The sequence below is a fragment of the Streptomyces sp. S4.7 genome, assembly GCF_010384365.1.
GTDB lineage: Bacteria > Actinomycetota > Actinomycetes > Streptomycetales > Streptomycetaceae > Streptomyces.
In genome coordinates this window covers 3,778,659-3,803,380 of record NZ_CP048397.1, presented here as the reverse complement: position 1 = coordinate 3,803,380, position 24,722 = coordinate 3,778,659, and the positions used below count along the sequence as shown (strand labels likewise).

General features: G+C 68.8%; 21 protein-coding genes. 9 read left to right on the top strand and 12 right to left on the bottom strand.

What is annotated here, in order from left to right; translation table 11 throughout:
- Positions 1-88 precede the first annotated feature (88 nt).
- The 7 genes from gyrA to dnaA form a co-directional block, all read right to left on the bottom strand.
- Positions 89-2,716, bottom strand: coding sequence for a DNA gyrase subunit A (gene gyrA, locus SSPS47_RS16830; protein WP_164251818.1), 2,628 nt, complete (start codon positions 2,714-2,716; stop codon positions 89-91).
- 53 nt (positions 2,717-2,769) lie between these two features.
- Complete coding sequence (gyrB, locus tag SSPS47_RS16825; RefSeq protein ID WP_164251817.1) at positions 2,770-4,848, bottom strand: DNA topoisomerase (ATP-hydrolyzing) subunit B; 2,079 nt, start codon at positions 4,846-4,848, stop codon at positions 2,770-2,772.
- A gap of 547 nt (positions 4,849-5,395) precedes the next feature.
- Positions 5,396-6,022, bottom strand: a complete 627-nt coding sequence (locus tag SSPS47_RS16820; RefSeq protein WP_164251816.1) for a DciA family protein — start codon at positions 6,020-6,022, stop codon at positions 5,396-5,398.
- Positions 6,019-7,155, bottom strand: coding sequence for a DNA replication/repair protein RecF (gene recF, locus SSPS47_RS16815; protein ID WP_164251815.1), 1,137 nt, complete (start codon positions 7,153-7,155; stop codon positions 6,019-6,021). Before recF ends, SSPS47_RS16820 begins: the two co-directional genes overlap by 4 nt.
- A 50-nt stretch (positions 7,156-7,205) precedes the next feature.
- Entirely contained in the window at positions 7,206-8,141 is a 936-nt protein-coding gene (gene gnd, locus SSPS47_RS16810; protein WP_164251814.1) for a phosphogluconate dehydrogenase (NAD(+)-dependent, decarboxylating), read from the bottom strand.
- A gap of 158 nt (positions 8,142-8,299) precedes the next feature.
- Entirely contained in the window at positions 8,300-9,430 is a 1,131-nt protein-coding gene (gene dnaN, locus SSPS47_RS16805; protein ID WP_147873190.1) for a DNA polymerase III subunit beta, read from the bottom strand.
- 888 nt (positions 9,431-10,318) lie between these two features.
- Positions 10,319-12,133, bottom strand: a complete 1,815-nt coding sequence (gene dnaA / locus SSPS47_RS16800; protein ID WP_164251813.1) for a chromosomal replication initiator protein DnaA — start codon at positions 12,131-12,133, stop codon at positions 10,319-10,321.
- Between the two features lie 360 nt (positions 12,134-12,493).
- Between dnaA and rpmH the strand changes: the two genes are divergently transcribed.
- The 9 genes from rpmH to SSPS47_RS16755 all read left to right on the top strand — a co-directional run bounded on the left by rpmH (position 12,494) and on the right by SSPS47_RS16755 (position 19,466).
- Positions 12,494-12,631 carry a 50S ribosomal protein L34 gene (rpmH, locus tag SSPS47_RS16795; RefSeq protein ID WP_014047156.1) on the top strand — a complete coding sequence of 46 codons (138 nt, stop codon included), beginning with the start codon at positions 12,494-12,496 and terminating at the stop codon, positions 12,629-12,631.
- A gap of 18 nt (positions 12,632-12,649) precedes the next feature.
- Positions 12,650-13,021 (top strand): ribonuclease P protein component, encoded by a 372-nt coding sequence (gene rnpA / locus SSPS47_RS16790; RefSeq protein WP_147873163.1) that lies wholly within the window; start codon positions 12,650-12,652, stop codon positions 13,019-13,021.
- Entirely contained in the window at positions 13,018-13,383 is a 366-nt protein-coding gene (gene yidD, locus SSPS47_RS16785; RefSeq protein ID WP_147873162.1) for a membrane protein insertion efficiency factor YidD, read from the top strand. Before rnpA ends, yidD begins: the two co-directional genes overlap by 4 nt.
- A gap of 3 nt (positions 13,384-13,386) precedes the next feature.
- On the top strand, positions 13,387-14,655 hold the full coding sequence (gene yidC, locus SSPS47_RS16780; RefSeq protein WP_147873161.1) for a membrane protein insertase YidC: 1,269 nt from the start codon (positions 13,387-13,389) through the stop codon (positions 14,653-14,655).
- Positions 14,656-14,717: 62 nt separating this feature from the next.
- The gene (locus SSPS47_RS16775) at positions 14,718-15,230 is read left to right on the top strand and encodes a R3H domain-containing nucleic acid-binding protein (RefSeq protein ID WP_164251812.1); all 513 of its coding nucleotides are present in this window, start codon (positions 14,718-14,720) and stop codon (positions 15,228-15,230) included.
- A 110-nt stretch (positions 15,231-15,340) separates the two neighbouring features.
- The gene (gene rsmG / locus SSPS47_RS16770) at positions 15,341-16,057 is read left to right on the top strand and encodes a 16S rRNA (guanine(527)-N(7))-methyltransferase RsmG (RefSeq protein ID WP_164251811.1); all 717 of its coding nucleotides are present in this window, start codon (positions 15,341-15,343) and stop codon (positions 16,055-16,057) included.
- A gap of 270 nt (positions 16,058-16,327) precedes the next feature.
- The gene (locus SSPS47_RS16765) at positions 16,328-17,404 is read left to right on the top strand and encodes a ParA family protein (protein ID WP_164251810.1); all 1,077 of its coding nucleotides are present in this window, start codon (positions 16,328-16,330) and stop codon (positions 17,402-17,404) included.
- On the top strand, positions 17,401-18,543 hold the full coding sequence (locus SSPS47_RS16760; protein ID WP_164251809.1) for a ParB/RepB/Spo0J family partition protein: 1,143 nt from the start codon (positions 17,401-17,403) through the stop codon (positions 18,541-18,543). Before SSPS47_RS16765 ends, SSPS47_RS16760 begins: the two co-directional genes overlap by 4 nt.
- Positions 18,544-18,848: 305 nt before the next feature.
- The gene (locus tag SSPS47_RS16755) at positions 18,849-19,466 is read left to right on the top strand and encodes a GNAT family N-acetyltransferase (protein ID WP_164251808.1); all 618 of its coding nucleotides are present in this window, start codon (positions 18,849-18,851) and stop codon (positions 19,464-19,466) included.
- Positions 19,467-19,563: 97 nt separating this feature from the next.
- Here the strand turns inward: SSPS47_RS16755 and trxA are convergent, their stop codons facing one another.
- The 5 genes from trxA to SSPS47_RS16730 all read right to left on the bottom strand — a co-directional run bounded on the left by trxA (position 19,564) and on the right by SSPS47_RS16730 (position 24,664).
- On the bottom strand, positions 19,564-19,914 hold the full coding sequence (trxA, locus tag SSPS47_RS16750) for a thioredoxin (protein WP_164251807.1): 351 nt from the start codon (positions 19,912-19,914) through the stop codon (positions 19,564-19,566).
- 43 nt (positions 19,915-19,957) lie between these two features.
- Positions 19,958-20,932 carry a thioredoxin-disulfide reductase gene (gene trxB / locus SSPS47_RS16745; RefSeq protein WP_164251806.1) on the bottom strand — a complete coding sequence of 325 codons (975 nt, stop codon included), beginning with the start codon at positions 20,930-20,932 and terminating at the stop codon, positions 19,958-19,960.
- A gap of 126 nt (positions 20,933-21,058) precedes the next feature.
- Entirely contained in the window at positions 21,059-22,090 is a 1,032-nt protein-coding gene (locus tag SSPS47_RS16740) for a zf-HC2 domain-containing protein (RefSeq protein WP_164251805.1), read from the bottom strand.
- The gene (sigM, locus tag SSPS47_RS16735; protein ID WP_164251804.1) at positions 22,087-22,854 is read right to left on the bottom strand and encodes an RNA polymerase sigma factor SigM; all 768 of its coding nucleotides are present in this window, start codon (positions 22,852-22,854) and stop codon (positions 22,087-22,089) included. Before sigM ends, SSPS47_RS16740 begins: the two co-directional genes overlap by 4 nt.
- Positions 22,855-22,882: 28 nt before the next feature.
- Entirely contained in the window at positions 22,883-24,664 is a 1,782-nt protein-coding gene (locus SSPS47_RS16730; RefSeq protein WP_164251803.1) for a protein kinase family protein, read from the bottom strand.
- Positions 24,665-24,722: the final 58 nt, after the last annotated feature.

Here is a 24,722-nt window from a genome sequence, read left to right as displayed (position 1 = left end):
CGTAATCCCCTGGGAGTCCGTGGCAGGGCCACGAGCACCGTTCCCTCCGGAATCGGCCGATCCGGCGCCCGTGGCTCCACTCACGCTTCTACTCCTCGTGCTCCGCTACCGAGGGCTGGGTGCCCTCAGCGTCCTCGGCAGGCGCTGCCGCGTCGGTCGCCGGTTCGTCACCGGCATCATCGCCGACGACCCCTTCGACCTCTTCGGCCTCACGACCGGCCTCGGCATTACGAGCGATGCCGACGACGGCATCGCGCTTGCCCAGGTTGATCAGTTGGACACCCATCGTGTCACGGCCCGTCTCCCTGACTTCGTTGACTCGCGTACGAATCACACCGCCGCCCAGGGTGATGGCGAGGATCTCGTCCGTCTCCTCGACCACCAGCGCACCGACCAGCGAACCGCGGTCCTCCACGATCTTCGCGGCCTTGATACCGAGGCCGCCACGTCCTTGAACGCGATACTCGTCGACGTTGGTTCGCTTCGCGTAACCGCCGTCAGTAGCAGTGAACACGAACGTACCGGGCCGGACGACATTCATCGAGAGCAGTTCGTCCCCTTCGCGGAAACTCATCCCCTTCACACCCGATGTCGCACGCCCCATCGGGCGCAGCGCGTCGTCCGTCGCGGTGAACCGGATCGATTGCGCCTTCCGGCTGATGAGCAGCAGATCGTCCTCGGCCGAGACCAGTTCGGCACCGATCAGCTCGTCGTCCGCGCCCGAGTCCGTCTCACGGAGGTTGATCGCGATCACGCCGCCGGAGCGGGGAGAGTCGTAATCCTTCAGTGACGTCTTCTTCACCAGACCGGCCTTGGTGGCCAGCACCAGGTACGGCGCCGCCTCGTAGTCCCGTACGGCGAGGATCTGCGCGATCTTCTCGTCCGGCTGGAACGCCAGGAGGTTGGCCACGTGCTGGCCGCGCGCGTCCCGGCCGGCGTCGGGCAGCTCGTACGCCTTCGCCCGGTACACCCGGCCCTTGTTCGTGAAGAACAGCAGCCAGTGGTGCGTCGTCGACACGAAGAAGTGGTCCACGATGTCGTCCGACTTGAGCTTCGTACCGCGCACGCCCTTGCCGCCGCGCTTCTGCGAGCGGTAGTCGTCCGTCTTCGTACGCTTCACATAGCCGCCACGCGAGATGGTGACGACGATGTCCTCCTCGGCGATCAGGTCCTCGATGGACATGTCACCGTCGAACGGCACCAGCTTGGAACGCCGGTCGTCGCCGAACTTGTCGACGATGACGGCCAGCTCCTCACTGACGATCTGCCGCTGCCGCTCCGGGGAGGCGAGGATCGCGTTGTACTCGTTGATCTTCGCCTGGAGCTCGTCGTGCTCGGCGACGATCTTCTGCCGCTCCAGCGCCGCCAGCCGGCGCAGCTGCATCTCCAGGATCGCGTTCGCCTGGATCTCGTCGATCGACAGCAGGCTCATCAGGCCGCCGCGCGCGGTCTCGACGGTGTCGCTGCGCCGGATCAGCGCGATGACCTCGTCGATCGCGTCCAGCGCCTTGAGCAGACCACGCAGGATGTGCGCGCGCTCCTCGGCCTTGCGCAGCCGGAACCTGGTGCGCCGGACGATGACCTCGATCTGGTGCGTCACCCAGTGCCGGATGAACGCGTCGATCGACAGCGTGCGCGGCACACCGTCCACCAGGGCCAGCATATTCGCGCCGAAGTTCGACTGGAGGTCGGTGTGCTTGTACAGGTTGTTCAGCACGACCTTGGCGACCGCGTCGCGCTTGAGCACGACCACCAGCCGCTGCCCCGTACGCGAGGACGTCTCGTCACGGACGTCGGCGATGCCGCCGACCTTGCCGTCCTTCACCAGGTCGGCGATCTTCTGCGCGAGGTTGTCGGGGTTGGTCTGGTACGGCAGCTCCGTGACGACCAGGCACTGCCGGTTCTGGATCTCCTCGACGGCGACGACGGCGCGCATCGTGATCGAGCCACGGCCCGTGCGGTACGCCTCCTCGATGCCGCGGCGGCCCACGACCAGCGCGCCGGAGGGGAAGTCGGGGCCCTTGATGCGCTCGATCAGCGCGTCCAGCAGCTCCTCGTGCGTGGCGTCCGGGTGCTCCAGCGCCCACTGCGCGCCCGCGGCGACTTCCCGCAGGTTGTGCGGCGGGATGTTGGTGGCCATACCGACGGCGATCCCGGCCGAGCCGTTGATCAGCAGGTTCGGGAAGCGCGCCGGCAGGACCGTCGGCTCCTGGTTGCGGCCGTCGTAGTTGTCCGTGAAGTCGACGGTCTCCTCGTCGATGTCCCGGAGCATCTCCATCGACTGCGGCATCAGCTTGCACTCGGTGTACCGCATGGCGGCGGCCGGGTCGTTGCCGGGAGAGCCGAAGTTGCCGTTGGAGTCCACCAGCGGCATCCGCATCGACCACGGCTGCGCGAGGCGGACCAGCGCGTCGTAGATCGAGGAGTCGCCGTGCGGGTGGTAGGTGCCCATGACGTCACCGACGACGCGGGCGCACTTGTAGAAGCCCTTCTCGGGCCGGTATCCGCCGTCGTACATCGCGTACAGCACCCGGCGGTGTACGGGCTTCAGACCGTCCCGTACGTCGGGCAGCGCGCGCGACACGATGACGGACATCGCGTAGTCGAGATACGAGCGCTGCATCTCCGTTTCGAGCCCCACGGGCTCGACACGCATGCCCACGCCTTCTACGGCGGGCACCTCTTCGGGCATCACGGGAGTGTTCTCGTCGGCCATTGCTGGTCAAAGTTCCTTTCGGCCATTTCGATGGCGGTCAGCGGGGGGCCGACTCAGATGTCGAGGAAGCGGACGTCCTTGGCGTTGCGCTGGATGAACGAGCGCCGGGCCTCGACGTCCTCACCCATCAGCACCGAGAACAGGTCGTCGGCCTGCGCCGCGTCGTCGAGCGTGACCTGGCCGAGCACACGGTGGTCGACGTCCATCGTCGTGATGCGCAGCTCCTCGGCGTTCATCTCACCGAGGCCCTTGAAGCGCTGGATCGAGTCTTCCCTGATCCGCTTGCCGTTCTGCTTCCCCAGCTCCACCAGGGCGTCGCGCTCCCGGTCGGAGTACGCGTACTCGAAGTCGTCCCGGCCCCACTTGATCTTGTACAGCGGGGGGCGCGACAGATAGACGTGCCCGGCCTCGACCAGCGGGCGCATGAAACGGAAGAGGAAGGTCAGCAGCAGTGTGTTGATGTGCTGGCCGTCGACGTCGGCGTCCGCCATCAGGATGATCTTGTGATAGCGGAGCTTCTCGATGTCGAAGTCCTCGTGCACACCGGTGCCGAACGCCGAGATCAGCGCCTGCACCTCGGTGTTCTGGAGGATCTTGTCGATCCGCGCCTTCTCGACGTTCAGGATCTTTCCGCGGATCGGCAGAATGGCCTGATACTGCGGGTTGCGGCCGGACTTCGCGCTGCCGCCGGCCGAGTCGCCCTCGACGATGAAGATCTCGCACTTGGCCGGGTCGTTCGACTGGCAGTCGCTCAGCTTGCCGGGCAGCGACGCCGACTCCAGCAGGCCCTTGCGACGGGTCAGATCCCGCGCCTTACGGGCCGCGACCCGGGCCGTGGCGGCCTGGATCGCCTTACGGATGATGTCGGCCGCCTCATTGGGATGCCGGTCGAACCAGTCCGTCAGGTGCTCGTGCACGATCTTCTGTACGAAGGTCTTCGCCTCCGTGTTGCCGAGCTTGGTCTTCGTCTGGCCCTCGAACTGCGGCTCGCCGAGCTTCACCGAGATGATCGCCGTCAGACCCTCGCGGATGTCCTCGCCCGCCAGGTTGTCGTCCTTCTCGCGCAGGAACTTCTTCTCGCGCGCGTAGCGGTTGACCAGGCCGGTCATCGCCGCGCGGAAGCCCTCCTCGTGCGTACCGCCCTCATGCGTGTGGATCGTGTTCGCGAAGGAGTACACACCCTCGCTGTACTGCGAGTTCCACTGCATCGCGATCTCCACCGAGAGCATCCGCTCCTTGTCCTCGGCGTCGATGTCGATGACCGTGGGGTGGATCAGCTCGCCCTTGCGGGAGTTCAGGTACTTCACGAAATCGACGATGCCGCCTTCGTAGAAGTACGTGACGCTGCGCACCGGCTCCTCGCCGGGGGTCTCGGCCGAGTCCGTGCCCGCGATGTCGGCTCCCACGACGGCCTTCGCCGACTCGCGCTCGTCGGTCAGCTTCAGGGTCAGGCCCTTGTTGAGGAAGGCCATCTCCTGGAAGCGCCGCGACAGCGTCTCGAAGGAGTACTCCGTGGTCTCGAAGACGTCCGGGTCGGCCCAGAAGGTGACCGTCGTGCCCGACTCGTCCGTCGCCTCGTTGCGCGCCAGCGGCGCCGTCGGCACCCCGAGCTTGTAGTCCTGCGTCCAGCGGTAGCCGTCGGTCTTGACCTCGACGGCGACCTTCGTCGACAGCGCGTTCACCACGGAGACACCCACGCCGTGCAGACCGCCGGAGACGGAGTAACCGCCGCCGCCGAACTTGCCGCCCGCGTGCAGCACCGTCAGCACGACCTCGACGGCCGGCTTGCCCTCGGACGGGACGATGCCCACGGGGATACCGCGGCCGTTGTCGACCACGCGCACGCCGCCGTCGGCGAGGATCGTGACATCGATGGTGTCCGCGTGCCCGGCCAGGGCCTCGTCGACGGAGTTGTCGACGACCTCGGTCACCAGGTGATGAAGGCCACGTTCACCGGTCGAGCCGATGTACATACCGGGACGCTTACGGACCGCGTCCAGGCCCTCCAGCACCGTGATGGCACTGGCGTTGTACGAGCCTGTTACCTCGCCGTTCTCGCCGGTGGCTACGGACGGAGTGTTCTCGTTGGGGTTGCCGGAATCGGCCACGAAGCGCCCTTTCTGGCACAGCACAGGCCGTTCTCCGGGCAGGCGGGAGCGGCTGCGTCGTTCGGCTTGCGACAGTGTTTGACAGTCTTGGTAGGCGAGTCCCGCCTGCAAGGCGGGATTCCTCACCAGTCTACCGGTAGCGGCGACCCGAATGGGGGTTTGCAGGTACCTGAGTCCGCATGTGCCGCCCTGAACCGGCGGCTGCCGACTCCCCATATTCGGGCAGGGGCTCCAAGAGGCTCACACCGGCTTTGAGCGCTTCGGGCTGTCAACCTCCGGCTACGGTGCGGGACACCTCACCCTCCGTCGGCGTACGACGAGGTCACAGCACTCCCCGCAGAGGCCGGGAGTGACCCGATGGCAGAGGTTTGAAGTGAGGCCCCTGAAGGGGCTGTTGGGGCCTTCGCGGCGCCTCGCGGAGCTCGTCGGAGCGGTCGCGAACGACGGGGCGGTCAACGGCGGTGCGGCCCGCTCAGCCGTACGGGACCTGCCCTGCCGCCGGGCCGGGGCAAAGCCGTACCGGCGTACGCCCCCCGGCAGCCGTACGCGCCCGGTGCCGGGGCGCCCCCGCTCAGCCGTACGTGTCCCCCGGGCCCTTGCTGCCCGGGGCCCGCAGCGCGCCGAAGCGCCGTGGGGGACCGGCCGGGCCACGCACCTTGATCACCTTCACCGTGCCGTGCCCCAGGTCCTCGTTCAGCCGTGCCACCAGGCGGGGGGCCAGCAGCCGCAGCTGCGTCGCCCAGGCCGTCGAGTCGCAGATCACCGTCAGGATCCGCTCGTTCTCCTCGTACCGCTCGGGCACACAGTGCTTGGCCAGGTCGTCGCCCACGATCTGCGGCCAGCGGCCCATCACACCGCCCACGGCGGCGGGCGTCTCCCAGCCGCGCTCGGTGATCAGCCGGTTGATCGCGGCGCCCAGCGACAGCGGATCGCGGCCGTCGGCGCCCGAACCCGAGCGCAGACCGCCCCCCCGGCGGGCCTGCTTCTTCTGCTGGGCCGCCGCGCCACGGGCCCGCGCCTGTTCCTTCGCCGCCCGCAGAGCCACCCGGGCCAGATCGACCCCCGACGACTCGGCGGGGGCCGGCGCTGCCGGATCGGGCACCGCCGACAGCCCCGCGCTCCCGGCGGCCGGATCGGGCGGCGCGGCGGACGCGCCGCCGGTCCTCGCGGACCGCTCCGGCCGTTCGGGGCCCCTCATGTCCGCTCCACCGTGCCGTCGGCCACCGTGTACCGCACCCCGGCCAGAACGCCCGGCACGTCATCGTTCACCGCGGCCGTGACCAACACCTGCTCGCCCGGCGCGACCAGCTCCGCCAGCCGCTCCCGGCGCCGCGCGTCCAGTTCCGCGAAGACGTCGTCGAGGACGAGCACCGGCTCGTTGCCCTCACCGCGCAGCAGGTCGTACGAGGCCAGCCGCAGGGCCAGCGCGTACGACCAGGACTCGCCGTGGCTGGCGTACCCCTTGGCCGGCAACTGGCCGAGCTTCAGCAGCAGTTCGTCCCGGTGCGGACCCACCAGCGTGACCCCCCGCTCGATCTCCTGCTTGCGGGTCCCCGCCAGCGCCTCCATCAGCCGCGCGTACAGCTCCTCGCGGGAACGCGGCACCTCGCCGCCCTCGGAACCGGCGGAGGAGAAACGGTACTCCAGCGCCACCGGTCCGCCTCCGGGCGCCAGTTGCTCGTACGCCTTGTCCGTCAGCGGCTGAAGCGTCTCGATCAGATCCAGCCGCTGGGCCAGCAACTCCGCGCCGACCTGGGCCAGATGCTGGTCCCATACGTCGAGCGTGGACAGATCCATCCCGCGCCCGCCGTGCCGCCGGGCCATCGCCGCCGACTTCAGCAGGGTGTTGCGCTGCTTGAGCACCCGGTCGTAGTCCGAGCGCACGCCCGCCATGCGCGGCGAGCGCGCCGTGATCAGCTCGTCGAGGAAGCGCCGGCGCTCACCGGGATCGCCCTTCACCAGCGCCAGGTCCTCGGGCGCGAACAGCACCGTCCGCACTATTCCCAGCACGTCACGTGGTCTGACCTGCGACGACCTGTTGATCCTGGCCCTGTTCGCGCGGCCCGGATTGAGTTCGAGCTCGATCAGCTGCGAGCGCTCGCCCTGGGTGACGGCGGCCCGGATCACGGCGCGCTCGGCGCCCATCCGCACCAGCGGGGTGTCCGAGGAGACCCGGTGGCTGCCGAGCGAGGCGAGATAGCCGACGGCCTCGACCAGATTGGTCTTCCCCTGCCCGTTCGCCCCCACGAACGCGGTGACGCCCGGATCGAGCGGCACCTCGATCCGGGCGTACGAGCGGAAGTCGGCCAGCGACAGATGCGTGACGTGCATGGACCGCGCCGACCTCCCCGCTCTGGCACCGCCGCGTGGGCGAACGGCTGCTACTTGTTCTTGGGACCGGCCGGCTTGACGGGCTTACCGGGCTTGCCCGGCGTGCTCTCGTCCGCCTGCTCGACCGCGTGGCCACCGAACTGGTTGCGGAGCGCGGCGACCATCTTCATCTGCGGCGAGTCGTCCTGCCGGGACGCGAACCGGGCGAACAGCGACGCCGTGATCGCGGGCAGCGGCACCGCGTGGTCGATGGCCGCCTCGACCGTCCACCGGCCCTCGCCGGAGTCGGCGGCGTAGCCCCGGAGGGCGTCCAGGTGCTCGTCGCCGTCCAGCGCGTTGACCGCCAGGTCCAGCAGCCAGGAACGGATGACCGTGCCGTCCTGCCAGGAGCGGAAGACCTCGCGGACGTCGGTGACCGAGTCGACCTTCTCCAGCAGCTCCCAGCCCTCGGCGTAGGCCTGCATCATGGCGTACTCGATGCCGTTGTGGACCATCTTGGCGAAGTGACCGGCGCCGACCTTGCCCGCGTGGACCGAGCCGCGGTCGCCCTCCGGCTTCAGGGCGTCGAAGATCGGCTGGACCTTCGCCACGTGATCGGCGTCGCCGCCGTACATCAGCGCGTAGCCGTTCTGAAGGCCCCAGACACCGCCAGAGACACCGCAGTCGACGAAGCCGATGCCCTTGATGCCCAGCTCCACCCCGTGCTTCTCGTCGTCCGTCCAGCGCGAGTTGCCGCCGTCCACGACCACGTCGCCCGGGGACAGCAGCCCCGCCAGCTCGTCGATCGTGGACTGCGTCGCCGCACCGGAGGGGACCATCACCCAGACGACACGGGGGCCCTTGAGCTTGCTCACCAGCTCTTCGAGGCTGTGGACATCCGCGACGTCCGCGTTCCGGTCGTATCCGATGACGGTGTGGCCTGCGCGGCGGATGCGCTCGCGCATGTTGCCGCCCATCTTGCCGAGGCCGACGAGACCGAGCTCCATCAATGTTCCTTAAGCGTTGAGCCGACAATCGTTCAGGCGCGGGGCGGGCGGCGACAGTGCCGCGTCCCCGGCCCGAGCCTACGCCGGGCCCGGTGGGACGGCTCGGTGACACCGCCCCGGCCGTGGGCGGCGCACCGACGGCCCGGCGGGACGCGTGGTCAGCCCGACAGCCGCACCGGCATGATCAGGTACTTGTACGCGTCGTCGGCCTCGGCGTCGAGCGCCGGCTTTCCGCTGAGGAGCGCCGGCTTGGTGGAGGTCGTGAAGGAGAGCTGCGCGACCGGCGAGTCGATGGCGCTGAGGCCGTCGAGCAGGAACGTCGGGTTGAAGGCGATCGAGATGTCGTCGCCGTCGAGATTCGCGTCGACCCTCTCCACAGCCTGTGCGTCGTCACTGGAACCGGCTTCGAGGATGAGCACGCCCTGCTCGAAGCTGAGCCGCACGGGGGTGTTGCGCTCGGCGACCAGCGCCACACGCTTGACGGCCTCGACGAACGGCGCCGTCTCGATCACCGCGACCGAGTTGAACTCCGTCGGGAACAGCGTCCGGTACTTCGGGAGGTCGCCTTCGAGCAGCCGCGTGGTCGTCCGCCGGCCCGCGCCCTCGAAACCGATCAGCCCTTCGCCCGCACCGGAGCCCGAGAGGGCGAGTGTGACCGTGTCGCCGCTGGTGAGCGCCTTGGCGGTGTCCAGGAGCGTCTTGGCGGGCACCAGGGCGACCGCGGAGATGTCGGAGACCTCCGGCTTCCACAGGAAGTCGCGGACCGCGAAGCGGTAGCGGTCGGTCGAGGCGAGGGTGACCGTGTCGCCCTCGATCTCGATCCGTACGCCGGTGAGCACCGGGAGCGTGTCGTCACGGCCCGCGGCGATGGCCACCTGGGCGGCGGCGGAGGCGAAGACCTCACCGGGCACGGTGCCGGTGGCGGTCGGCATCTGCGGCAGTGCCGGGTACTCGTCCACAGGCAGTGTGTGCAGGGTGAACCGGGAGGAGCCGCAGACCACCGTCGCCCGTACACCGTCTGTGGAAATCTCCACCGGCCGGTTGGGCAGGGCACGGCAGATGTCGGCGAGGAGCCGGCCGGAGACGAGGACGGTGCCGTCCTCCTCCACCTCGGCGTCCACCGAGACCCGGGCCGAGACCTCGTAGTCGAAGCTGGAGAAGCTGAGCGCGCCCTCCTCGGCCTTCAGCAGAAGGCCCGCAAGAACGGGGGCCGGCGGACGGGCCGGGAGGCTGCGGGCCACCCAGGCCACCGCCTCCGCCAGTACATCGCGCTCCACCCGGATCTTCACCGGAACCGCCTCCTGCTGTTGCTGACTCGCCCTGCCGGCCTTCTTCGTCGTCGGCATGAGCTCACTCCGCCATGGGCAGGGTGAGGTTGCCGGGGACCAGTCTGACGTACCGCACCGACACTCGGTGCTGCTCGGGGTCAAGTCGCGACGACCGGCCGGGCGCGGTCCGGCGCCGAGTTGTGCACAGCACCCACTTCCAAGCGGATTCCCAGGTAACTCCAGGTGTTAGTAGTAGTAGGGCCTGTGGATTCCGTGGATAACGTCGTTTTCGCAGGTCGGACCCGCTTTTTTGTCCACCGGTCCTGTGGGCGCCGACGGTGGACAACCCCGTCGCTCTGTGGACGGCCGAAAGTTCTGCACAGCCGGTGCACAGGACACCCCGACTTCTCCCCAGGGTCGTCCCCAGCTTTTCCGGGGTTCCCCACAGGGTCCCGGACAACCTCGGTGTGACGCCTTTCACTCGACACGGTGAACAGACGTGTTCTGTTGCCGAACAGTGGACAGCGGTGTGGAGAAGCGGGCCGAAGCTGTGGGCAACGGCCCGCTGCCTGTGGGCCGCCGGTGGACAACCGGACCTCGGTCCTGTGGGCGAGAAAACTGTCCACAGGCTGTGGAGGAGAGTTGGCCACAAATCCCCAGGGGTCTGACCTGGCATGATCCAATTCCGGCCGGCCAGCCTGTGGACGCAGTCTGGACAACTTATCGATCCCCAGGGTGTGGACGGCAGACAGGGCCGTTCTCTGTGGAGAAGTGGCCCTCGACGACCCGTATTCGAACAGCGGTTGAGCGCCTGTCGTGTCCCGATCACCCGCCGGACATGACGAAGGGCGCTCCGGGACGGTGTCCCGAAGCGCCCGAGGGCCGGCCGTGAGGTGTTCGCCGGTCGCGTCAGCCGTTCTTGATGCGGTTGGTGAGTTCGGTGACCTGGTTGTAGATGGAGCGCCGCTCGGCCATCAGCGCGCGGATCTTGCGGTCCGCGTGCATCACGGTGGTGTGGTCGCGGTTGCCGAACTGCGCGCCGATCTTGGGCAGCGACAGGTCGGTCAGCTCCCGGCAGAGGTACATCGCGATCTGGCGGGCCGTCACCAGCACCCGGCTGCGCGACGACCCGCAGAGGTCCTCCACGGTCAGCCCGAAGTAGTCGGCCGTCGCCGCCATGATGGCGCCCGCGGTGATCTCGGGGGCCGAGTCCTCACCGCCCGGGATGAGGTCCTTGAGCACGATCTCGGTCAGCCCGAGGTCCACCGGCTGCCGGTTGAGCGAGGCGAACGCCGTCACCCGGATCAGCGCGCCCTCCAGCTCGCGGATGTTGCGTGAGATCCGCGAGGCGATGAACTCCAGTACCTCCGGCGGCGCGTTCAGCTGCTCCTGCACGGCCTTCTTACGGAGGATCGCGATACGTGTCTCCAGCTCCGGCGGCTGCACGTCGGTGGTCAGGCCCCACTCGAAGCGGTTGCGCAGCCGGTCCTCCAGGGTGATCAGCTGCTTGGGCGGCCGGTCCGAGGACAGCACGATCTGCTTGTTGGCGTTGTGGAGCGTGTTGAAGGTGTGGAAGAACTCCTCCTGCGTCGACTCCTTGCTCGCCAGGAACTGGATGTCGTCGACGAGCAGGATGTCGACGTCCCGGTAGCGCTTGCGGAAGGTGTCGCCCTTGCCGTCGCGGATGGAGTTGATGAACTCGTTGGTGAACTCCTCCGAACTCACGTACCGCACCCGCGTGCCGGGATAGAGGCTGCGCGCGTAGTGGCCGATGGCGTGCAGCAGGTGCGTCTTGCCGAGTCCGGACTCGCCGTAGATGAACAGCGGGTTGTACGCCTTGGCCGGCGCCTCCGCGACCGCGACGGCCGCCGCGTGCGCGAACCGGTTGGACGCCCCGATGACGAAGGTGTCGAAGAGGTACTTGGGGTTGAGGCGCGCGTGATGCTCACCCGGCCCCGGCGGCGGAGACGCCTGTGCGCCGAGCGGTCCGGTCGCCCCGCCCCGGCCGGCGTGCCGGGACTGCTGCGGGTCCAGGTCGTGCCGCTCGGGGCGCTGCTGCTCGTACGGCCGGCTCTCCGGTGACTGCGGCGGCCGGTAGTCGTGCTGGGGCTGCTGCGGTCGCGCGGTCGCGTACGGGTCACGGTCGTGGAAGCCGCCGAGCCGCTGCTGCTGCCAGGACAGGTCCTCCTGCGTCCGCGGCCAGGCCCCGGGGTCGGGGCGCTGCTGCTGGTAGTCGGGGTACGCGGGCCTGGCCGTCGGCATGCCGTCGTCGTCGGACCGGCGGCCGTAGGGGTGGTAGCCGCCGTCCGGGCGCATGTCGTCGTGCCGGGAGTCCTCCGGACGCGGGGCGTCGTGCCTCGGGTCGTCGTGCCGGGAGTCACGGGGGTCGCGCCCGTCGTCGTGCTGCGAGCTCTGGTAGCGGCTCTGCTGCGGCAGCGGGGCGGGCTCGCCCGCCGAGTCGTCGACCGTGATGGCGATACGGATCGGCCGGCCGCACTCGCGGCTCAGGGTCTCGCTGATGAGCGGGGCGAGGCGGCCTTCGAGAACCCGCTTGCCCCACTCGTTGGGCACGGCCAGCAGTGCGGTGTCGGCGACCAGGGCGAGCGGCTGGCAGCGCTCCACCCACTGTTTGTCCTTGGGCTCGACTCCCTGCTGGCCCTCCCTGAGGAGCTGCTCCAGCACTCGTGGCCACACTGCGGCAAGATCGGCAGGTACGTCAGCCACAGGGCACGCTCTCTCGCTGGTCCCACGAATGTGTGGTTCTCGGGACGGGGTGGGAAGACCGGCGGAAAAGAATCCGGAGTTCGGTCACGGTAGTCAGGCCGACCCACGCGGTTCAAGTTGTTGTCCACAGGCTGTGCATAATGGAACGTGGCAGCTGGCTGGTTTGACCGTATGGCGTAGCCGCGCGTACCGTGACCAGGTCGAGTTGTCGATGGCTGCTGCCGCCTGCCTCCGATGGGCAAGGATCACGATCCGTGGTCGTGAAGCGGTGCACTCGGGCGTAATCGCGAGCTACTCGTGGGCGCACGGTGACAGCCAGGCGATTTGCCGCCTTCCCACCATCATTTCTGGAGCCCCCGAGTGAGCAAGCGCACCTTCCAGCCGAACAACCGTCGTCGTGCCAAGACCCACGGCTTCCGGCTCCGCATGCGCACCCGTGCCGGCCGCGCGATTCTCGCGAACCGCCGTGGCAAGGGTCGCGCCAACCTGTCCGCCTGATCGTCTACAGGTTATGACGTGCTGCCTACCGAGAATCGGCTGAGGCGGCGCGAGGATTTCGCGACCGCGGTACGCCGGGGACGCCGGGCCGGACGCCCGCTTCTTGTCGTACATCTACGCAGCGGTTCTACGGGCCCGCACGCGCCGGGGGAGAGTGAACCCCCGACGCGGGCGGGTTTCGTCGTAAGCAAAGCCGTCGGCGGAGCCGTCGTACGGACGCGGGTGAAGCGGAAACTCCGCCATCTCATACGCGATCGGCTGCCCCGGCTGGCCCCCGGTAGCCTGGTTGTCGTACGAGCGCTGCCCGGTGCGGGCGACGCCGACCATGCACAGCTGGCCCGAGACCTGGATGCCGCTCTTGAGCGGCTGCTGGGAGGGGGCGCGCGATGAAGTACCCGCTGCTGGCTCTGATCAAGCTGTACCAGTGGACGATCAGCCCGTTGCTCGGGCCCGTCTGCCGGTACTACCCGTCGTGTTCCCACTACGGCTACACGGCCATCGACCGGCACGGCGCGATCAAGGGCACCGGTCTGACGGCCTGGCGCATTCTGCGGTGCAATCCGTGGTCGCCAGGCGGTGTGGACCACGTCCCGCCGCGCAAGCGCCCGCGGTGGCACGAACTGCTGCGCAACGCGTGGCGCGGCACCAAGGGCGGGCAGTCCGCCGCCGGCGTGCCTTCCGGGGATTCGGCCTCGGCCCCCGAAACCCCGAGTCCGGCCGCAGAGACCTCGTCCAATGCTCAAGGAGCTTGATTAGTGGACACGATTGCCAGTTTCTTCAGTTTCATCACCACGCCCGTCTCCTGGGTCATCGTCCAGTTCCACAGTGTGTACGGGGCGATCTTCGGTCCCGACACGGGCTGGGCCTGGGGACTGTCCATCGTGTCCCTCGTGGTCCTGATCCGGATCTGTCTGATCCCGCTGTTCGTCAAGCAGATCAAGTCGACCCGGAACATGCAGGTCCTTCAGCCCAAGATGAAGGCCATCCAGGAGCGCTACAAGAACGACAAGCAGCGCCAGTCCGAAGAGATGATGAAGCTGTACAAGGAGACGGGTACCAACCCGCTCTCCTCGTGCCTTCCCATCCTGGCGCAGTCACCGTTCTTCTTCGCCCTGTACCACGTGCTCTCCAGCATCGCCTCGGGCAAGACGGTCGGCGTCATCAACCAGTCGCTGCTCGACAGCGCGCGCCAGGCGCACATCTTCGGCGCCCCGCTCGCGGCCAAGTTCACGGACAGCGCCGACAAGGTCGCCACCCTGGACGCGACGCTGACCTCCGTACGCGTCGTCACCGCGGTCATGATCGTCCTGATGTCGGCGTCGCAGTTCTACACGCAGCGCCAGCTGATGACGAAGAACGTCGACCTGACGGTCAAGACGCCGTACATGCAGCAGCAGAAGATGCTGATGTACATCTTCCCCGTGATCTTCATGGTCATGGGCATCAACTTCCCCGTCGGTGTCCTCGTCTACTGGCTGACCACCAACGTGTGGACCATGGGCCAGCAGATGTACGTGATCAACCAGAACCCGACTCCGGGCAGCAAGGCCCAGGACCAGTACCTCCAGCGGCTGCTCAAGGGCATCACCACGCACAACGAGGTCCGCTCGAAGCGCAGGCGCAACATCGTCTCGGCGATCGTGGCCAAGGGCCCCGACCGCAACGACAATGAGCGTAAGTTCATCAACAGCCTGTCGAAGAGCGGTCTTGTCGCACAGGCCGACGGCACCGTGATCAAGGGCGAGGCGCTGCCCGAGGGCGAGTCGCACGCGACGAAGCGCCAGCAGCCCAAGCGCCAGCCCAAGTCGAAGCGGCAGGCCGGCGGTCAGCCGACAGCGGCCAAGGTCTCGGGAGCGAAGCCTTCCGACGCCACCGACGAGGCGCCGAAGACGTCGTTGCAGAAGAAGGACGAGCCACAGGACGGCCAGCCCAAGCCGGCGCGCAAGACCGGTAACGGGGCCGCACGGGCGAAGTCCGGGCCGCGCAAGGGCCAGCAGCGGCCCAAGCATCCGACCAAGAAGTAAGCGCAGCGCCCAGAAGCCCGTAGCCAGCCTGTAGCAGGCCCGTAGTAAGAAGGAGTCCATCCGTGTCGGAAGGCACCATCTCCGCCGCCGCCGAGGGCAGCGACACCCTCACCCGTCTTGAGCAGGAAGGGGAGATCGCGGCCGACTACCTCGAAGGTCTGCTCGACATCGCCGACCTGGACGGCGACATCGACATGGACGTCGAGGCCGACCGGGCCGCGGTCTCGATCATCAGCGATGTGAGCGGCCGTGATCTCCAGAAGCTCGTCGGACGGGACGGCGAGGTGCTCGAAGCCCTTCAGGAGCTGACGCGGCTTGCGGTCCACCGGGAGACCGGCGACCGCAGCCGGCTCATGCTGGACATCGGCGGCTTCCGGGCGAAGAAGCGCACGGAGCTCGCCGAGCTGGGCGCCAAGACGGCCGACGAGGTGAAGAGCACCGGTGAGCCGGTGAAGCTGAACCCCATGACGCCTTTCGAGCGCAAGGTCGTGCACGACGCCGTGGCGACGGCCGGACTGCGCAGTGAGTCCGAGGGCGAGGAGCCGCAGCGCTTCGTCGTCGTGCTCCCTGCCTGAGCGTTCTCTCGGTTCTCGGCCCCGTCTGTCCACAGGCGGGGCCGAACTTTGTCAGCGAGACAGTGACCATGAGCCACGGTCCGGTGGTTCAGAACGGAAGGACGGTTCCCGTGACGGAAGCAGGAGAGCTTCCCCCCGCGCCGGAAGAGGCGAGGACGGTGTTCGGCGAGGCCTTCCCGGCGGCCGTCCGGTACGCGGAGCTCCTCGCCGACGCGGGGGTCACCCGCGGCCTCATCGGGCCGCGCGAGGTGCCGCGGCTCTGGGAGCGGCATCTGATGAACTGTGCGGTGCTCTCCGAGGTCGTGCCCGAGGGCGTGAGCGTCTGTGATGTCGGCTCGGGCGCGGGGCTGCCGGGGATCCCGCTGGCGCTGGTGCGCCCGGATCTGCGGATCACCCTGCTGGAGCCGCTGCTGCGGCGGACGAACTTCCTCCAGGAAGTGGTCGAGCTGCTGGGCCTGGACCATGTGACGGTGGTACGTGGGCGTGCCGAGGAAGTCCTCGGCAGCCTCCAGCCCGTCCATGTGGTGACGGCCCGCGCCGTGGCACCGCTGGACCGGCTGGCCGGCTGGGGCGTACCGCTGCTGCGCCCGTACGGAGAGATGCTGGCGCTCAAGGGGGACACGGCCGAAGAGGAGCTGAAGGGCGCCCGGTCGGCCCTGAGTAAGCTCGGTGTGATCGAGTCCTCGGTGCTGCGGGTCGGTGAGGGCCTGGTGGATCCGCCCGCCACGGTGGTGCGGGCAGAGGTCGGGGAGAGCCCCGGCGGGGTGCGGTTCGCCGCCAAGCGCGCCAAGGCCGCCCGAGCGGACCGGGTGCGCCGCCGCCGGTGATGTCTGGACCATCGCCGGTGCGGGCGGCCGGTGATGCTCCATCGAAGCAGCCATGACCATCCACTGCGGAGTGTCGTGACGGTCCAGCCCTGCGGCGAGTGCATCGTGTTTCACGTGAAACGTCGCTCACTGCTGCAGGGCATCATCGGCCGAGGTCGCGCCGCTCCCGCACCGCGGGGCAAGAAACCCCTCGTAAGGGGTACAGGGTTGGCCACAGATATGGATTCATCCACAGAACCACGGGCCTCGCTGGTTCATGACCCCGAAAGCATGGCAGGCTCTTCCCATTGCGAGCCTGAAGTCGAGGAGAGTGAATCCTTGCGGTCCGACGCCAACATCGCGGGACCGATGACCGATCCGGTCCCCGGCCCCCGTTCCGAGTCGTCGGGCGGCGATGTTTCACGTGAAACATCGCCGCCCCCGATGGACGACACCCCCATCGGCCGTGCAGCCCAGCTGGCCGTGGAGGCACTGGGTCGCGCCGGTGAGGGCCTGCCACGCCCCGAGCAGACGCGGGTCATGGTTGTCGCCAACCAGAAGGGCGGCGTCGGCAAGACCACGACCACCGTCAACCTCGCCGCCTCGCTCGCGCTCCACGGTGCGCGAGTCCTGGTGGTCGACCTCGATCCACAGGGCAACGCCTCCACGGCGCTCGGGATCGACCATCACGCCGAAGTCCCCTCCATCTACGACGTCCTGGTGGAGAGCAAGCCGCTCTCCGAGGTGGTCCAGCCCGTCGTGGACGTCGAAGGTCTCTTCTGCGCGCCCGCCACCATCGACCTCGCCGGTGCGGAGATCGAGCTGGTGTCGCTGGTCGCGCGGGAGAGCCGCCTTCAGCGGGCGATCGAGGCGTACGAGCAGCCGCTGGACTACATCCTGATCGACTGTCCGCCCTCGCTCGGTCTGCTGACCGTCAACGCGCTGGTCGCCGGCGCCGAGGTGCTGATCCCCATCCAGTGCGAGTACTACGCGCTCGAAGGACTGGGGCAGTTGATCCGCAACGTGGACCTGGTGCGGGCGCATCTGAACCCGACCCTTCACGTGTCCACGATTCTGCTCACCATGTACGACGGCCGGACCCGGCTCGCCTCCCAGGTGGCGGACGAGGTCCGCGGCCACTTCGGTGAGGAGGTGCTGCGGACGAGCATCCCCCGGTCGGTGCGCATCTCGGAGGCACCGAGCTACGGGCAGACGGTACTGACCTATGATCCGGGTTCCAGCGGCTCCTTGTCGTACCTCGAGGCCGCTCGTGAAATCGCCCTGCGTGGGGTCGGCATGAGCTATGACGTCAAGCATGCCCACGCAATCGGCAACAGTCAGCAGAGCATTTCGGAGGGGACGCAGTGAGCGACCGACGTAGAGGTTTGGGACGCGGGCTCAATGCGCTGATCCCCCCTGCTCCACAGGAGAAGCAGGCGTCGTCCGCCGGGGACGCTCCCTCCTCGGGATCCGCATCGGTGATGACGGCGGAGCGGGGTATCGCCGCCGCCAAGGTGGCGACGCTGCCGCAGTCGGCCGCGCCGACGGCAGCGGAGATTCCCGCCCAGGACACTCCGGCCCCGGCCGAGGTGGCTCCGCCGGAAGGCGTGTACTTCGCCGAAGTACCGATGGACTACATCACGCCGAACCCCCGGCAGCCCCGAGAGGTGTTCGACGAGGACGCTCTCGCCGAACTGGTCACCTCCATCAAGGAGGTGGGACTGCTCCAGCCCATCGTCGTACGGCAGTTGGGGCCGGAGCGCTTCGAGCTCATCATGGGCGAGCGGCGCTGGAGGGCCTGCCGGGAAGCCGGTCTGGAGGCCATCCCGGCGATCGTCCGGGCCACCGAGGACGAGAAGCTGCTCCTGGACGCGCTCCTGGAGAACCTGCACCGCGCACAGCTGAATCCGCTGGAAGAGGCCATGGCCTACGACCAGTTGCTCAAGGACTTCCACTGCACGCACGATCAGCTGGCCGACCGGATCGGGCGCTCGCGCCCGCAGGTCTCCAACACGCTGCGGCTGCTGCGGCTCTCCCTTCCCGTACAGCGCAGGGTCGCGGCCGGAGTGCTGTCGGCCGGGCACGCCAGGGCGCTGCTCTCGGTGGACGACTCCGACGAGCAGGACAGGCTCGCCCACCGCATCGTGGCCGAGGGGCTTTCGGTGCGTGCCGTCGAGGAGATCGTGACCCTCATGGGGTCGCGGCCGAAGAGCGCCGCCCGGCAGAAGGGCCCGCGGGCCGGAGCCCTGCCGTCGCCTGCGCTGAACGATCTGGCCTCCCGCCTGTCGGACCGCTTCGAGACCCGGGTGAAGGTCGACCTCGGTCAGAGGAAGGGGAAGATCACCGTCGAGTTCGCCTCGCTGGTCGATCTGGAGCGCATCCTCGGCACACTCGCTCCGGGTGAGGGGCGGGTACTGGAGCGGGGACTCGACGATTCGGAAGAGGACGACACCGACGGCGTGGACGGCCCGGACCGGTCGACCGGACTGGAGCCGGACGAGCGCTGACGTTCGGCGTACCGCCATCAGGGCGGGCCTTGTCCGGTGCGTACCGGAACACGGGCCCGCCCTTTGCCGTCTCCCGGTGTGCGAGGCACCTCTGGGTGGATACGATGCGTTCTGGTATGGCGCATCCACCTTGATCCACCACAGAGGAAGGGCGGGGCCATGCAATTGGGGAGCCGCAGCCGACTGGTGTCTGCTGGACTCGGTCTGGGGGTCGTCGGCGGCTTCGTCGGCAGCCTGCTTCGGGAGCGCAGCGCTCTGTCCGCGGCTCGTGGCGCGGCAGGCGTAGGAAGTGAGGAACTGCCTCGATGGGGCGTCGGCTCGTACCGCTCACGCTGGACAACCTTCCCGACCTCCCCGAACGGTGCAGGGAGTGCGTCTTCTGGGAGCTTGATCCGGTCAGGGGAGAAGCGGCGGTAGGAGCCGGCCGGGCCCGGCAGGAGAAGGAAGCCTGGATCTCGGCCGTCCTGCTGGAGTGGGGGTCGTGCGGCCGGTTGGTCTATGTGGACGACGTGCCCGTCGGCTTCGTTCTGTACGCGCCTCCGGCGTACGTGCCCCGCGCCACGGCGTTTCCGACGAGTCCGGTCTCCCCCGACGCCGTACAGCTGATGACCGGCTGGATCATGCCGGGCTATCGGGGGCAGGGACTCGGCCGGGTGATGGTGCAGACCGTCGCGAAGGATCTGCTGCGACGTGAGTTCAAGGCGATCGAGGCGTTCGGGGACGCGCGCTGGAAGGAGTCGGCGTGCGTGCTGCCGGCGGACCATCTGCTGGCGGTGGGCTTCAAGACCGTGAGGACGCATCTGACGTACCCACGGCTCAGACTTGATCTGCGGACGACGCTCTCCTGGAAGGAAGACGTCGAGCACGCGCTGGACAGGCTGCTGGGAGCGGTCCAGAAGGACCCTGCGCTCAGGCCGTTGTGATCCCTTGGATCAGACATGAAAGGGCCCGTCCCCCTGAGAGAGGGGACGGGCCCGTTTCACGTGAAACATCGCGCCGCGTTGTGTGCCGCGCGTGGTGTTACTTGCCCACCGACGAGCCTTCGCCGATGAAGCCCTCCAGGTCGCGCACGATGGCGGCCTTGGGCTTGGCGCCGACGATGGTCTTGGCGACCTCGCCGTTCTGGTAGACGTTCAGCGTCGGGATGGACATGACCCCGTACTTGGCTGCGGTGGCGGGGTTCTCGTCGATGTTGAGCTTGACGACCTCGATCTTGTCCCCGTGCTCGGCCGCGATGGCTTCGAGCGACGGAGCGATCTGGCGGCACGGTCCGCACCAGGCGGCCCAGAAGTCCACCAGTACGGGCTTGTCGCTCTTGAGGACGTCCTCCTCGAACGAGGCGTCGGTCACATGCTTCAGGTCGCCGGCCACGGCGGCCTCCTTAACTTCGTGGGGTGTGGATCGGTATGGACGGTCAGACGGACGCGGTCTTCTCCGGCTCGGCGGCCTTCTCGCCGTCGGCGAGCGCGGAGAGGAAGCGCTCGGCGTCGAGGGCCGCGGAACAACCGGTGCCCGCGGCGGTGATCGCCTGACGGTAGGTGTGGTCGACGACGTCGCCGGCGGCGAAGACACCCGTGAGGTTGGTGCGCGTCGAGGGCGCGTCGACCGTGAGGTAACCCTCGCCGTCGAGGTCGAGCTGGCCCTTGAAGAGCTCGGTGCGCGGGTCGTGGCCCACGGCGATGAACAGCCCGGTCACCGCAAGCTCCGACGTCTCACCGCTCTTGGTGTTGCGCAGGGTCAGACCGGAGAGCTTCTGCTCGCCGTGGATCTCCTCGACCGCGCTGTCCCAGGCGAACCGGATCTTCGGGTCGGCGAAGGCCCGGTCCTGCATGGCCTTGGAGGCCCGCAGGGTGTCACGGCGGTGGACGATCGTGACCGACTTGGCGAACCGGGAGAGGAAGGTGGCCTCCTCCATCGCGGTGTCGCCGCCGCCGATCACGGCGATGTCCTGGTCCTTGAAGAAGAACCCGTCACACGTGGCACACCAGGAGACACCGCGTCCGGAGAGGGCGTCCTCGCGGGGCAGCCCGAGCTTGCGGTGCTGCGAGCCGGTCGTGACGATCACGGCCTTGGCGCGGTGGACGGTGCCCGCCGTGTCGGTGACCGTCTTGACCTCCCCCGCCAGATCGACGGAGATGATGTCGTCCGGTACGAGCTCGGCGCCGAACCGCTCGGCCTGCGCCCGCATGTTGTCCATCAGATCGGGACCCATGATGCCGTCGCGGAAGCCGGGGAAGTTCTCCACATCGGTGGTGTTCATCAGCGCGCCACCCGCCGTGACAGCACCCTCGAACACGAGGGGATGCAGCGACGCACGTGCGGTGTACAGCGCGGCCGTGTAGCCGGCCGGCCCAGAGCCGATGATGATCACATTACGGACGTCGCTCACGGGTTTCTTCCTCGTCTCTGCAGACTGCCTGCTACTGCCAACGGGGGCGGTTCAGACTCTCACCCCACCCAACGGATCCTACGGGCCTCGCATTCCCACGAGGTCCCGGCGACGCGGGGCAGTGTGTCAGTGGCGGGGATAGGTCTTCGTGAGCAGGAGGTCACCCTTGACGTGCGGGGTGACATCGACGCAGGCGGCATCGATGACGTAGGCCCGCACGACGCTGCCGTCGACGGGATCCGAGAGCACGACGAGGAAGGCTTCGACGCCGTTGTACGTGCCCTTCTCGGCGGCGAGCGGCGAATCCGTACGGCCCGTCGCCTGCTGGACACAGGGCGGCAGCTGGGCCAGGGCCCTCGGTGAGGCCGTGGTCCCTTCCTTGGTGGAGTTCTCGCCCTCGGTCCCGCCGTCCGCCATCTGAGGCATACCGCTGGCGGGGGTGGAGGCGAGGAGGGAGTGGACCTTGTCCTGGATCCCGGTGCCGGAGAAAACGTCTCCGCTGCTGTCGGCCTGGCTCGCTCCCGCGTCTGCCTTGTAGTCACCGCCGCCGTTGGACGATGCCGTCTGGAACAGCAGGACGCTCACGCCGATCGCGGCCGTTCCGAACACTGCACCGAGGATCGCGCCGCGACGGCGGCGCAGTCGGCGGGTGCGACCGGGGCCGGTGGCCGCCCGTGGGCGTCCGGCGGGGCGGTCCGCCCGGGGAGCGTCGGGGGCGGTCGCACCGGGCGCGGTGGCGCCGGGCGTGACCGCCGTGGGGGCGGGCTCTGCCTCTCGCTCGGGCGCGGAGTCCCGCTCCGGCTCGTGTGAGGCGGTGTCGGCGTTGCTGTCGGTGGTGGTTTCGGTGGTGGTTTCGGTGGTGGTTTCGGTGGTGCGCGATGTTTCACGTGAAACATCGGCGGTCGCGTTCAGTAGCGCCTCGGCGGCCAGCGCGACGTCGACCCGCGCGGCCACGTCGGCGGGCATCCGCGGCGGGCCGGGCAGTGAACCCAGCAGGCCGCGGATCTCCTCCAGCGACTCGTGCACAGCGGCGCAGAGCGCGCAGCCGTCCAAGTGCTCGCGCACCTCGGTGCTCCGCGCGGGGGAGAGGAGGCCTTCCGTGAGGTCGGAGATCTCCGAGACGTCGGGGTGCTCGGTCGTGCCCGTCGTGGTCGTCACGCTCGCCCACCTCCTCCCTTCACGGCGGCAGGACCCTGTGGTCCCGCGTCTGGTCCGGTGTCCAGCCCTGTGTCCGGTCCTCTGTCCTCTGGTCCCGGCTCCGGTTGGACGGATGTGCCCGCCGTCCGGTTCCTCTGTGGTCCGAGGAGGGCTCTCGCGCCCGTACTGTGGGTCTCGCTCGTTCCTCCGGTGTACTCCCGGAGATGGGTGAGCATCGGCAGCAGTCTCGCCCGGCCGCGTGCGCAGCGGCTCTTTATGGTCCCGACGGGTACGCCGAGGACCTGGGCGGCCTCCGCCACGGGGTACCCCTGCATGTCGACCAGGACCAGGGCGGCCCGCTGGTCGGCGGGCAGCTTGGCGAGGGCGGCGAGAAGCTGGCGGTGGAGGTCCTGGCGCTCGGCGGGGGCCTCGGCGGACTCCTCTGGTTCTAGCAGCTGCTCAAGGCGCTCCGTGTCGTCCACGGGAGACGTCTTGCGGGAGGCGGCTTTCCTCGCCCGGTCGAGGCAGGCGTTGACGGTGATGCGGTGCAGCCAGGTCGTGACGGCGGACTGGCCACGGAAGGTGTGAGCCGCGCGGAAGGCGGACACGAGCGCGTCCTGCACGGCGTCGGCGGCTTCCTCGCGGTCTCCCAGAGTGCGCAGCGCCACGGCCCACAGGCGGTCGCGGTGGCGTCGTACGAGCTCACCGAAGGCGTCGGGATCCCCCGCGACGTGGCGTGCCAGGAGATCCTGGTCGTTCACGCCGCCGAGTGTGGCGTCTTCCAACGGTGAGCCCCTCCCCTGGTCCGCAGGATCAGCCTATGACCTTGATCTCCGAGATTCCGCCCCGGAACTGGTCGGCGGATCCGTCCGGGGCCAGTTCCGTGATGTGGATCAGTACGTACCGCGTTCTCACGGGCTTGTCCAGGGCGGCCTTGAGATTGCTGCCGGTCTGCCCCAGTTCGGCGATGCGCTGAGGGAAGTCCGACAGGCCGACGGGCGAGGAGGCGCTCTCGCCCGCGGCGAGGACCTCGGCCTTCTGACCGCCCCGGTACATGGCCACATCGACGCCGTACACATCCTGCACGCTGCCGAGATCGACGACTATCCCGCTGCCCTGCCGGCGGTTGGGCAGATTGCCGAAGTTCGCGTAGCCGGAGTACTTCGGGGTGATCCAGGCCGTGCCGGTGTCGCCGTCCGTCGCCAGATGGACCTCCCCCGCCTTCACACCGTCCCCGTTGGGCGCGAACACCCCGGTCTCGGCGATCTTCAGATTCTTCGGGGTCCGTGGCGCGGGCTTCTCCTGGTCGCCGTCCACCGACTGCGACTGTGTCGTCTCGTCGGAACTCTTGCGATTGAGCATGTGGTCGGCGACCTGCCAACTGGCCAGTCCCAGCGCGGCGATGAGAAGCGCGGAGACCGTCCACTTCAGCGCCTTGCCGGTACGGCTCTGGAGGGGCGGCGGCGGGACGGGTACGGGCCGCGCGACCGGCTGCCCGACGGGAGTCACGGGGCGCGCGTACGAGCCCTGCTGATAGGTGGTGCGCTGGTACTCGGGCGGCGCGGCGAACGTGGGCTCGGGAGGGCGGACGCGCGGCATCCCGGCGACGGCCTTGGCCAGCTCGTCCGGGGTGGTGCAGGGCGGGTCCTGGCGCGAGGCGGTGGCGCCCTCGTTGACCAGCGCGCGCATGGCGAGCTCGGACAGACCGCGGTGGACCCCCGCCCGTACCTGGTCGGGGGCGATCAGACCGACACCCTTGGGCAGCCCCGCGAGCCCGTACGCGTCCGTCTCGTACGGCCAGCGCTGGGTCAGTGCCGCGTACAGCAGCGCCCCGATCGCCTCGGTGTCCGTGCGCTGGGGGCGTTCCGCGCTGATGCCGCGCAGGGCGGCGTTCACCGCGAGGCCGCGGATCCGGTACTGGCCGGTGGAGCTGCGCAGGACGGCTCCGGGGGTCAGCTTCAGATGGGCCAGTCCCTCGCGGTGCGCCGCGGCCATCGCCTGGGAGACCTGGCTGACGAGCTGGTAGGCGTCGTGGGCCTCCATGGGGCCGGCGGCGAGGATCGCGGTGAGTTCCGTCGCGTCCGGCAGCCACTCGTGGACGACGTAGACGAGGTCGTTCTCCTCGACGGCGTCGAGGACCTGGACGAAGCGCGGGTCGCCGAGGAGGGCGGAGGAGCGGGCCGCCGCCAGCACGGAGCGGGCCCGGGGGTGGTCGGCGGGCAGGAGATGCACGCCCACCGCACGGCGCAGCTTCTCGTCGACCGCGCGCCAGCTGCTGAATCCGTCCAGACGGGTGACGCACTCTTCGAGCCGGTAGCGTCTGGCGAGCTTGTGGCCGCTGTGGAGTTCGGGTGCCGCCACGGACGGTGCGGCCTTCTGCCGCTCCGTGCCCTTCGGCTTCGCCGGGTTCTTGTCCCGGGAGCCCGGCTTCGCGGACTCCGACTCCTCGGTCTCAGCCGCGGAGTCCTCTGTCTTCTGGGCTTTCGCCACCGCGTCGGCCACCCCGTCGGTGGTGGCCTCGTCCGTCTGGGCGGCCGGCGGTTCGTCACCGCTGTTGTCGGCCACCTCGACGGCGGACGTGCTCCGTTCCGCCACCGTCGCTCCTGCCTCCCCATCCGTTGCGCACTGTCCAACAGCCACGCCAATTGTGCCC